This is a genomic window from Pseudomonas sp. NPDC086278 (assembly GCF_050280905.1).
Taxonomy (GTDB): Bacteria; Pseudomonadota; Gammaproteobacteria; order Pseudomonadales; family Pseudomonadaceae; genus Aquipseudomonas.
In genome coordinates this window covers 1-11,707 of sequence record NZ_JBNNWE010000137.1, presented here as the reverse complement: position 1 = coordinate 11,707, position 11,707 = coordinate 1, and the positions used below count along the sequence as shown (strand labels likewise).

7 protein-coding genes and 1 pseudogene are annotated in these 11,707 nt (G+C 61.2%); all 8 read right to left on the bottom strand.

The genetic code is table 11. The features are described 5' to 3' along the window. Positions 1-1,846: efflux RND transporter permease subunit (locus tag ACQKP4_RS26960; RefSeq protein ID WP_427637016.1), on the bottom strand; the 1,846-nt coding region annotated here is incomplete at its 3' end. 13 nt (positions 1,847-1,859) lie between these two features. Beyond that, entirely contained in the window at positions 1,860-3,008 is a 1,149-nt protein-coding gene (locus ACQKP4_RS26955) for an efflux RND transporter periplasmic adaptor subunit (protein ID WP_427637015.1), read from the bottom strand. Between the two features lie 344 nt (positions 3,009-3,352). Further along, positions 3,353-4,453 (bottom strand): DUF1513 domain-containing protein, encoded by a 1,101-nt coding sequence (locus tag ACQKP4_RS26950; protein WP_427637014.1) that lies wholly within the window; start codon positions 4,451-4,453, stop codon positions 3,353-3,355. Positions 4,454-4,467: 14 nt separating this feature from the next. Next, a complete protein-coding gene (locus ACQKP4_RS26945) occupies positions 4,468-5,532 on the bottom strand; it encodes an imelysin family protein (RefSeq protein ID WP_427637013.1) in 1,065 nt (354 codons plus the stop codon). Between the two features lie 27 nt (positions 5,533-5,559). After that, positions 5,560-6,987, bottom strand: a complete 1,428-nt coding sequence (locus ACQKP4_RS26940) for a di-heme oxidoredictase family protein (protein WP_427637012.1) — start codon at positions 6,985-6,987, stop codon at positions 5,560-5,562. Between the two features lie 326 nt (positions 6,988-7,313). Then, positions 7,314-8,666, bottom strand: a complete 1,353-nt coding sequence (locus ACQKP4_RS26935; RefSeq protein WP_427637011.1) for an imelysin family protein — start codon at positions 8,664-8,666, stop codon at positions 7,314-7,316. Positions 8,667-8,816: 150 nt separating this feature from the next. After that, positions 8,817-10,868: a putative bifunctional diguanylate cyclase/phosphodiesterase gene (locus ACQKP4_RS26930; RefSeq protein WP_427637009.1), complete on the bottom strand. Its 2,052-nt coding sequence runs from the start codon at positions 10,866-10,868 to the stop codon at positions 8,817-8,819. Between the two features lie 338 nt (positions 10,869-11,206). Next, positions 11,207-11,635: pseudogene (locus ACQKP4_RS26925) on the bottom strand (superoxide dismutase); the annotation flags it as partial. Positions 11,636-11,707: the final 72 nt, after the last annotated feature.

Below are 11,707 nucleotides of genomic sequence, written 5' to 3'. Positions count from 1 at the left end.
CGTTCCACGGCTTGAGCAGGAAGCCGCCGATCCCCGACTGCACGCCGTTGAATCCATTGATCTGGAACGAGGAGTAATACTCGGGAAACTCTTTGAAGATGGTGATGAACTCGTCGGTGTACGCGTTCAGGTAATCCAGGTTGGTCGGTTGCGGGGCGTTGGCCAACATGAAAATGATGCCCTGATCCTCATCCGGCGCCAGTTCCGATTTGGTGAACTTGAGCAACACCGGGATCAGGCAAAGAATGATCACCGCGAACACCAGCACCACCGGCCGGGTGTTGAGCGTGCTGTGCAGCATGCTTTGGTAGCGCCGCTTGAGGCCTTCGAAAATCCGGTCGAGGCGATGGGCGAGCCCCGTGGGGTTTTCGTCATGGCGCAGCAGGAACGCACACATCATCGGCGACAGCGTCAGCGCGACCACGCCGGAAATCACCACCGCCCCGGCCAGCGTCAGGGCGAATTCCTTGAACAGCGCCCCGGTCAGCCCGGTCAGGAAACCGATCGGCGCGTAAACCGCCGCCAGGGTGATGGTCATCGACACCACCGGCATCGCAATTTCCCGGGCGCCTTCGATGGCCGCATCGAACGGTGTCTTGCCTTCTTCGATATGACGGTGGATGTTCTCCACCACCACGATGGCATCGTCCACCACCAGGCCAATGGCCAACACCATCGCCAGCAGCGTCAGCAGGTTGATCGAGTAACCCATCATCTGCATGAAGAACATCACGCCGATCATCGACAGCGGAATGGTCACCACCGGAATCACCACCGAACGCAGCGCCCCGAGGAACAGGAACACCACCACGATCACGATCAGCACCGCTTCGAACAGGGTTTTGATCACTTCGTCGATGGACGCCTGAATGAACAGCGTGGCGTCATAGGCGATTTCACCCTTGAGGTTTGGCGGCAGCTGCGCTTCCAGCTCCGGCATGATCTTGCGCACTTCCTTGATCACGTCCAGCGGGTTGGCGCCGGGTGTCGCCTTGATCCCGATGTACACCGACGGCGTGCCACCGAACGAACTGATGGTGTCGTAGTTTTCCGCGCCCATTTCCACCCGCGCGACATCGCTGAGCAGCACCCGACTGTCGCCATTGACCTTGAGCGGGATCGCGGCAAAGGCGTCGGCGGATTTGAGTTCGGTGTTGGCGTTGATGCTGGTGACCACGTACTCGCCTTTCACCTCGCCGGCGGCGGAGAGAAAGTTGTACTGGCGCACGGCGTTGGTCACGTCGCTGGCGGTCAGGCCGAAACCGGCGAGTTTGACCGGGTCCAGCCACAGGCGCATGGCGAACACCTGGTTGCCGAGAATTTCCGCTTCGGCCATGCCCGGCAGGGTCGCCAGTTTTGGCTGGATCACCCGCGACAGGTAGTCAGTGATTTGCGGGTTGCTCAACTCCTTGCTGAAGAAGCTGATGTACATCAGCGCCGAGGCGTCGGCGGCTTCCTTGCTCAGCACCGGGTCTTCGGCGTCTTGCGGCAGCTTGTTCTTCACTTCGTTGGCCTTGGCCAGCAGTTCGGTGAACAAACGGTCGCTGTTGGAGCCGATGCGCGCGTAGATCGAAATCACCGAGAAGTTCTGGCGACTGACCGAGGTCATGTAGTCGATACCCTCGGCGCTCGCCAGGCTCTGTTGCATCGGTTGGGTGATGTAGCCCTGGATCGTTTCGGCGTTGGCCCCGGGGTAGGCGGTGGTCACCGTGATCAGGGCGTTTTCCATTTGCGGGTATTGGCGCAGCGGCAACTTGCTCCAGGCCTGGAAGCCCAGCAGCACAATCAACAGGCTGACCACGGTGGCGAGCACCGGGCGGCGGATGAACGGGTCGGTAAAAGCCATGGGGGTTCCTTGATCAGTCCGCGCGCGGCGGGCTGTTCTTCTCGGCTAAAGTCTTGTCGTCGCTGATGGCAATGTGTGCGCCGTTGTCCAGTTTGATCTGGCCGGCCGTGACCACTTTTTCGCCGTTCTGCACACCTTTGGTGATCACCACCAGCCCGTCGCGGCGTTCGCCGGTTTCAATGAAACGCCGTTCGGCGATCAGGATCGGTTGGCCCTTGTCGTCTTTCTCGACGGTGCCGTCTTCGGTCTTTTTCTGCGCGACCACATAAATCGAGTTGCCGTAGAGCGTGTAGGTGATCGCACTTTCCGGCACGACAATGCGGGGCTGCGGATTGGGCAGCAACACTTGCAGGCTGGCGAACATGCCTGGCAACAGCTTGCCGTCGGGGTTGGCCAGGGTCGCGCGGACCTGAATGTTGCGGGTGGTGTTGTCGACTTTCGGGTTGATCGCGCTGATCGTGCCGGGGAAAGTTTGCGTCGGATAGGCCGAGACAATCACTTGCACAGGCTGGCCGACGGCGATTTTCGGCACCGATTGCTCGGGCACAAAGAAGTCGACGTAGAGACTGCTGAGGTCTTGCAGCGTGGCAATCATGGTGCCGCTCGCCACGTAGTCGCCGACATCCACCTGCCGAATGCCGATGGTGCCGCTGAAGGGCGCGACGATGCGTTTTTTGTCGAGCGCAGCCTTGAGCTGATTGACCGTGGCCTTGTTCTTTTTCAGCACCGCCGAGAGCCGGTCGAATTCGCCTTTGGAGATGGCCTGACTGCCCACCAACTGACTGCCGCGCGAGTAATCGACTTGGGCCAGGCCGAGGTCGGCCTGAGCGGTTTCGAGCAGGGCCGATTCCACGGCGCTGTCGAGCTGGACAATCGGCTGGCCGGCCTTGACCTTCTGCCCCGACTGGAACTGCACATCGGTGACGGTGCCGGCGATTTCCAGGCTCAGGTCCACTCCTTGCAACGCCTTGAGCGTGCCCACGGTGGGCAGGCGGGACTGCCACGGCCGCTCGGTGGCGGTGGCCACGGCGACACTGGTCGGCGGTTTCGGCGCGGTGAAACCCTGGATCATCGTGTAGACGGAGAAGGCTTTATAACCCGCCAGGACCAGCACGATCAGCAAAACGATACCCAACATGATCAGCATGCGGCGACGCAGCATATTTCCACTTCCTTGGAGAAAATCAGGTGAGACAGTCGGGCACATTACTCTGAGTCGGAGGGGGAATCCAACTGGCACTTTCTACAGGTGAAACCGGACCCCATCCCTGTGGTGAGGGGGCTTGCCCCCGTTGGGTTGCGAAGCGGCCCCATAAACCTTCCAGTCACACCGAGATTGCAGGTTTTACGACGGCTTCGCCGCCGAACGGGGGCAAGCCCCCTCGCCACAAGGGGATGCCACCACAAAGGGGAATGCCATCACATGGGGATGCCATCACTAGGGGATGCCATCACTAGGGGGATGTCATCCACAAGGGAAATGCCACCAAATGGATTGAGCGGCGGTCAGGCCATCAGGTGAAGATGGTTGTCCCAGAGCCCGGCCGGCAGTTCCAGCGGTTTTGCGAGCAGATCTGTCTGGCGACAATCGTAGTAGCGGCAGCGGCCCTGACCCGAGGTCACGACGAACCCGTCCGCCACCGCGCCGACGCCGGCGCAATCGGGGAGCGGCGCGTCCAGGCGCACTTCGCCGCTGTCCAGGTCCCAGATAAAAAAGCGATTGCCCCGTGGCGCGGTCAACGCGACCAGACGCAAATCGCTGTGCACCGCGACGCTGGCGGTGTAGTGCCCCATCGCCTGCAATTGATGCTCCGGCACCGGGAACGCCACGAACGGCTGACCGGGGCGCTTGATCGCCAGCAGCTCCGATGACTCATGGGACGGCCCCATGAATTGCTGGCCGGCGACGATGGTGCCGTCGCTGGCGATACCCAGATGGCGCACGCTGTTCATCTGCTGGCCGAGGGTCTCCTTGCTCAGCAAGGTGCCGTCGCGCTGCATCAGCACCAGACTCGGCGCCATGGCGTCGAGGTTCATCTCGACCCGGCTTTCTGCCTCGGTGCGAATGCCGCCGTTGGCGACGACCAGGGTTTCGCCATCGGGCATCCACGACACCTGATGCGGGCCGATGCCGTGGGTGGACAGCTCGCCGCTGTGGATAAGTCGCTCACCTTCGAACTTATACACACCCAGCAAGCCGCGACCCGGATCGGACGTATCGTTTTCGGTGGCGTAAAGCCAGTCACCGCTGTTGTGAATGACGGCGTGGCCGTAGAAATGCCGGTTTGGCCGCGACGTCACGGTTTGCAGCAACGTGCCGTCACGCAAGTCGATCAGGTAGCTCTCGGTGCCCGGGCGCCGGGCGACGAACAGCGCAATCGGCAGCGTCGGGTGGTTGATGATGTCGTGGCAGCGCTGGCCGACCTGGGTGGCGAACACCCGCGTGCCGTCCAGCCGATACCCGACGGCGTAATGCTGGCCGTCGGTATCGTCCCGCGCCGACAGCAGCAGCGGGCTCTTGTCCTTTTGCTTGAACAGCGTCCAGCCGCCCAGTGTCACTGCTCCCAGCAGCAAGCTACCTAAAGTCAGAGCCTGACGTCGCAGCATGGCACTCGTCCTCATCAGTCACCGTCGTTGGCGTTGAAGCCCAGTTGGATGCCCAGCGCCTTGGCCAGTTCGCCTTCGTGCAGGCGATGGACGACGTTGAGGCTGTCGTAGATATCGTTGAGTTGCTGGCGACCGGCGTCGTCGTTGAGCATTTCGGTCAACGAACGCCGGTTGCTGGCAAACAGTTTCAGCGAGGCGGCGTAAGCGGCGTCGATCTTGTCGGCCAACGGTTTCTGCTCGCTCGGCAACAGACCACGCAAACCTTTGTTGTCGACGCCTTCCCACACGGTTTTGGCCGCGGCGAGGCTGGCTTCGAGGCCGGACAGGGACGACTGGCTGCGCCAGGCATCGGCCTGGAACGGCTGCGGCACGCCCTTGCTCTGACGGCCCATTGGCGTGCCGAGCTTTTTCTTCAGGGTGTCGAGGGCGGTGACCTGCACCCGCAGCAAATCGGCGATGGCTTCGTGGGAATCGGCGTAACGCTGGTTCGGAAATTTGCTCATCTGCGCGAGCATGCCGTCGGTGCTGTTCCAGCTCTGCAGAATCTCTTCGGCCAACAGTTTCTGGCGCTCGCCAATCGCTTTCAGCAGCGGGCAATACTTGGCTTTCTGCGCGTCGTTGGCCACGTCCGGTTTGCTGTCGAACAGGATGTATTCATACGCCGACAGGCCCTGAACCACCACGCTGGACTTGGCCAGGGCGGCGGCATCGATCTGCGGCTGCGCGGTGACCAGTTGCTCGACCTGACGGCCGACCAGGTTCTTCTTGTCCGGCCAGAACTGTACTTGCCAGGCGCGATTGCCTTCGGCCAATGGCCCGATCAGCAGCGGTTGCAGTTCGGCCCAGGCTTTCTGCGCGTGCAGGAAGTCGGCGCGGGCGGTGTCGAGGTTTTCCTTGCCTTCGCAATAGGCGAGGGCGCTGGTGGCCAATTGGCGGTCGGCTTCAACCCAGCGGGTGTACGTCGGCAGGATCACCGATTTGGCGATGGCGGCCGAGGTCACGGCTTGCGGGTCCTGCGGGGAGCAGGCGCCCAAGGCGAGTGCGGCAAGGCTGGTGAACAACAATTTGGGGCGGAACATGTCGGGCTCCCGATTCTTTATAAGTGTTTAAAGAGAATTCAAAAACGCCAGCAACGCAGCGCGCTGCTCGGCATTGAAAGACAAAACCTGTTGCTGCGCCGCTGTCGCTTCGCCGCCATGCCAGAGCACGGCTTCGAGCAGATTGCGCGCGCGGCCATCATGCAAAAACTGGGTGTGGCCACTGACCGCTTGCGTCAGGCCGATGCCCCATAACGGCGGGGTGCGCCAGTCGCGGCCACCGGCCTGGAATTCGCTGCGGTTATCGGCCAGCCCGTCGCCCATGTCATGCAGCAGCAGATCGCTGTACGGGCGAATCACTTGATTGGCCAGTTCAGGTTCGGCGGCGTTGGCGGCGGTGGTGTATTTCGGTGTGTGACAGGACTGACAGCCGGCCTGGAAAAACAGGTTCTTGCCAGCGAGGACTTCGGCTGCGTTGACGTCGCGACGGGCCGGAACCGCGAGGTTGCGGGTGTAGAACAGCACCAGGCGCAGGATGTTGTCGCTGACTTCCGGCTCGCCATCGGGGCCGTTGCCATTCGGTGCCTGCTTGCAGGCAATTTGCGCATCGGTGCAGTCATCGAAGGGTCTCAGGCTGGTCGTGAGGCCCATATCACCAGAAAACGCGTGAACATTTTGTTGATTGAGGTTCGGTTGCCCGGCCTTCCAGCCAAATCGCCCGAGGACGGTCTTCTGTTGCGCGTCATCCCAGACCCGGTTCGGGCGTCCGGCAATGCCGTTTTTGTCCTTCGCCTGCGCCTCGGCATTGGCCAGAATCGCCTCGTCGGGGATAGCTTCGAGCAAGCCCAGGCCAATCATCGGCGGGGCGACCCGCGCAGAGAATCGGGTGTCGGGGTGCATCGGCCCGTAGCCCAATTGAGTGATGTTCAGGCGCGGTTTGCGCAACTCGACTTCGGTGCCGTCGTTGAAGCGCACCGGCACCGGCGTGTAATCGACGCGCACCTTGCCTTCCGGGACGACGCCCGGAATGGACATGTCCTGGAACTGGCCGCCGTAGACCGGCTCCGGGACCACGCCCAGTCGCTCTATGAGCTTGGCGTACGCTGGCGCGTCGGGAATCGACAGGCGCACCAGCATCGATACGGCGTTTGAGTCATCAGGTGTCGGTGGATGACCGCGACCGTCCTTGACGTGGCAGTTCTGGCAGGCATTGGTGTTGAACAGCGGGCCGAGGCCATCGCGGGCGGTGGTGGTCGACGGCGCGATCACCCACGGGTTGCGAAAGAAACTGTTGCCGACGCTGAAATCCACGCGCCGTGACGGCGGCAGGTTGGCAGAGGGCAGGGAGAACGCGTTCTGGTCAGTCTTGCGCACCGTCGCGTCGCCGCCCGAGCGGGCTTCGCCGGGTTCGGCTTTGGTAAAACGCGGGGCGTCATCGCAGGCACTCAGGCCCAGGGCCAGAAACAGAGTGGACAAGCGAAGAGGCAGCGGTGGCATCAGACATCCTGCGAGACGAGCAAAACAAAGGCGCAAAGTCTAACAGGGCAAGGGGGATTGAATAAGAGGAATTATCGTTTGGTTGATGTGGGACAGGGTTTGACTTGAGACCGAGTCACGGCCATCGCGGGCAAGCCACGCTCCCACAGTTGCTGCGCAGTACCCTGTGGGAGCGGGCTTGCTCGCGAAAGCGATACATCATTCAGCGGCGATGTAACTGGCACACCGCCTTCGCGAGCAAGCCCGCTCCCACAGGGGATTGGTGGTTGGCGGGCATGAAAAAGGCGACCCGAAGGTCGCCTCTTGAGTCACTCGGCCAGCGTTGATCAGAATTCGTGATCAGCGTTGTCCGGGTTCAGGTCGCTGATGCCCAGTTTGCCAGCGGCGGCTTCGATCGAACCGGTCTGTTTGACCAGGGCGGCGATAGCGTCACGGACGATCTGGTTGCCAGCGGTGTTGCCGGCGGCGATCAGTTGGTCGTAGTGCTCACCCTTGTTGGCGTGGTCGACGATGACCTGCATCTTCGCTTCGGTCGCCGCGAGGTCGGCCTTGAGCGCGGTGTCGGCCGCCGGGTCGGCTTTGGCCACCAGGGACGACAGGCTGGCGCCGGTCATTTTGGTGCCGTCGACGCGGGTGTATTCGCCCAGGTAGACGTTACGGATGCCTTTGGCATCGTAGAACTGCGAGTTGTGGGTGTTATCGCTGAAGCAGTCGTGTTCGTCTTCAGGGGAGTTGGCTTCCAGGGAAACCTTCATGCGCTCGCCCGCCAGTTCGCCCAGGGACAGGCTGCCCATGCCGAACAGCATTTTGCGCAAGCCGGTATCAACCGGTTCGGCTTCGAGGGTCGCGCGGTAGTTGTCGGCCACGTTCGGCTTCCAGTTGCCGACCATTTCTTCGAGGTCGCTGACCAGCAATTGGGTCGCGGCCTTCAGGTAAGCGCGGCGACGATCGTTGTGACCGCCCGTGGCGCCTTTGCCTTCCAGGTAGTCGGAAGCTGGACGGTTGCCGGCGCCCGGGCCGGTGCCGTTCAGGTCCTGGCCCCACAGCAGGAATTCGATGGCGTGGTAGCCGGTGGCGACGTTGGCCTCGGAACCGCCCAGCTCGTTCAGGCTGGCGAGTTTTTCCGGGGTGATGTCTTTGACGTCGATCTTGTCTTCGCCGACCTGGATTTCAGTGTTGGCGATGATGTTGGCGGTGGCGCCCGGGTTACCCAGTGCGTGCTCGTAGGATTTGTCGACGTAGTCGATCAGGCCTTCGTCCAGCGGCCAGGCGTTAACTTGGCCTTCCCAGTCGTCGATGATGGTGTTGCCGAAGCGGAACACTTCGCTTTGCAGGTAAGGAACGCGGGCGGCAACCCAGGCAGCCCTGGCGGCTTTCAGGGTGTCGGCGTTCGGCTTGGCAAGGAACGCGTCGACGGCGGTTTGCAGGGTTTTCGCGGTAGATTCGGCATCGCTGTAAACGGCGAAAACCATGTCGGCGTAATGCGCGACAACGGCTTTGGCGGCGGCTTCGTCGACTTTGCCGGCAGCGGCTGGGGCGGCGGCCGGGGTCGCAGCGGCGGTGCTGGCGGCCGGTGCTGGCGCTGGCGCGGCGGCGGTCTTGTCTTTGCCTTCGCCACAACCGGCGAGGGAAATAGCGATGGCCAACAGACTGGCGGTAGCCAGAGGCATACGAATCATGGCGAACATCCTGCTTCGAGAAGGGGGTGGAATGGCGCGGCGCGCGCGCAAAACTGCGACATAATGCAAATCTTTCGCATTATGTGTAAAGGGTTGTACCTGGAAATATTTCTTATTCAGAGGGTTGCGGTGCGGCAGAGCTTTTGATTTTTACAAAATAGCCGCGTTACTGCGCTGCGCCTGTTTGAGGTAGGCGCTCAACTCCCGGGCCGGCAACGGTTTGCTGTAGTGGTAACCCTGACCTTCGTGGCAGCCTTCGGAAATGATGTAGGCCTCTTGCTCGGCGGTTTCCACGCCTTCGGCAATCACCTGCATGCCCAGGCTTTTGCCCAGTTGGATGATTGCGCGAACGATGGTCGCATCGTCGTCGTCATCGAGCAGGTCCTGCACGAAGCTCTTGTCGATCTTGATCTTGTCCAGCGGCAGACTTTTCAGGTAACTCAGCGATGAATACCCGGTGCCGAAGTCGTCAATGGCGATCAACGCGCCGGATCGACGCAGGCTCAGCAAATGTTGGGCGGCGGTGCTGATGTCTTCCATCAGGCCGGTTTCGGTCACTTCCAGTTCCAGGCTGCGCGGTGGCAAGCGGTACATTTGCAGCAGATTGTTCACCACGCGCGGCAACTCGGCGTGGTGCAACTGCACGGTGGACAGGTTCACCGCCATGCGCAGGTCCGGGAAGCCCTGGTCGTGCCAGTCGCGCAATTGCTTGCAGGCCTGGTCCAGCACCCATTCGCCGATGGCAATGATGGTGCCGTTCTGTTCGGCCAGCGGGATGAACAGGTCCGGCGGCACCAGGCCATGTTCGGGATGCTGCCAGCGAATCAACGCCTCGACGCCGACCACGCGGTGATCGCGATAGCTGATCTGCGGCTGATAGACGAGGTAGAACTGGTCCCGCGCCAGCGCATCGCGCAGGTCTTTTTCCAGTTCGCGGCGACGACGCATCTCGGTGTCGACACTGGCGATATAGAACTGATAGCGGTTGCGCGAGCGAGTCTTGGCCAGGGTCATGGTCTGCTCGGCTTTTTGCAGCAGCTTCTCGGTGCTGTCACCGTCCTCGGGGAACAGGGTGATGCCGATGGTCGCGCGCAGGCGGATTTCCTGATGATCGAGGGCAAACGCCGCTTCCAGGTCGTCAAGAATGCTTTGCGCCAGTTCGGCGGCTTCGTAGGGCTGTTCGATGTCGGCCTGGACCAGCGCGAACTGGTCGCCGCCGAGACGGGCCAGGGCCCCGAGGCGTCCGCTGTGCCCGCGCAGCCGATCGGCCAGGGCCAGCAGCAATTGGTCGCCGGTCTGATAGCTGAATTGTTCGTTGATGCCTTTGAAGTCATCCAGGCCAACCACCAAAACCGCAACGCGCCGTTGCAACTTGCCGGCGTCGATCAGGATCTTGTCCAGCTGCTGTTGCAATTGCTGGCGGTTTGGCAGGCCGGTGAGGAAGTCGTACTGGGCCATGCGCAACAGGCTGTTTTCGGCTTCGTGACGCAGGTGGGTGTTGCGTTCGATGGATTCGAGCAACTGGTTGGCGGTATTGATCCAGATCCCCAGTTCGTTTTTTTCGTGGCCCTTGAGCAGCGGAATCTTGTGTTCGCTGGGGCGGTCCGGGTTGACTTCGGTCAGGTGTTCGATGATTCGCGACAGCGGTTTGGTCAGCAGCCAGTGATACACCAGGTACAGCACCAGGCCCATGGCCAGAGCGCGCAACACGCCGGAAATGAAGATGATCACCGAATTGACAATGAAGCCCTGGCCGTAAGTGGCGGTGTCGAGGGTGATGCTCAGGTCGCCGTAATATTCGCTGTAGGGCCCGCGACCCACCAGTTGGGTGGTGAAGGTGCGTTCTTTGCCGAGAATGAGGTCGGTCAGCCAGCGACTGCTGGAATGCTGCAGCTCGCGGATTTTCTGCGCGAGCATGGCTTCGTTGGGGTGGCCGATGGAGGCCTGGCGCACGGCGTCGTCCTGAAACAGGCCTTCGATGACCTGCATGCCCATTTCACGGTCGAGGCTGTAGACGGCCTGGGTCGAGGGGTCGCGGAACATATCGAGGATGCGTTCGGCGTCGTTGGCGACTGCCTGGCGTGTTTTATAGGCATCGAAAACGATCTGCGCGCAGCTCAAGACGACGCCGACGATCAATGCCGAAAGGAGCACGACCCGGAGCAACTTCACCGACAAGCTGTTCTTGAGTTCCAGCTTCAAAGGTTTATTCCTTGTTCCGTGCGGGTAGCGTCAAGTTGCCATGAGTATTGGCAATCCCGTGATGGCAGTCAAAGGGACATTTATGCACAGGGGATTTTGCCGGTGTGCTTGGCCAATATGCTGTTTTCCGGGGTATTGGGTCTATTAGTACTGTGTCGGTTGTCTGGGCCTTCAACTTGAGCGGGATCGGCAGAATTTTTGCTTCTGGGTTGATGGTAGCCGGGTATGGCTTGGCGGCAAGGGTGCCAGCCGACCTGTTTGTTGCTGTCACGCATCAACATTTGCGGAGCCCATAAAAAACCCGGCATGAAAGCCGGGTTTTTTAACGGGTATCGATCTTAAGCGGTGAAGGTTTTGCCTTCGAACTGCTCAGCCACGAATTTCCAGTTGACCAGGTTCCAGAACGCTTCGACGTATTTCGGACGAACGTTGCGGTAGTCGATGTAGTAGGCGTGTTCCCAGACGTCGCAGGTCAGCAGCGGGGTATCGCCGCTGGTCAGCGGGTTGCCGGCGCCGATGGTGCTGGCCAGGGCCAGGGAACCGTCAGCCTTTTTCACCAGCCAGCCCCAACCGGAACCGAAGGTGCCGATGGAGGTTTTGCTGAATTCTTCCTTGAACTTGTCGAACGAACCGAAGGCTGCGTTGATGGCTTCAGCCAGCGCGCCGGTTGGTTGACCGCCGGCGTTTGGCGCCAGGCAGTTCCAGTAGAAGGTGTGGTTCCAGACCTGAGCGGCGTTGTTGAAGATGCCGCCCGAAGAAGATTTGACCCAACTGAAAAGCGGATCCGAGCTGATCTACGACGTACTGCGCACCACCGCGCGCTGGGAATTGTGCGTTTG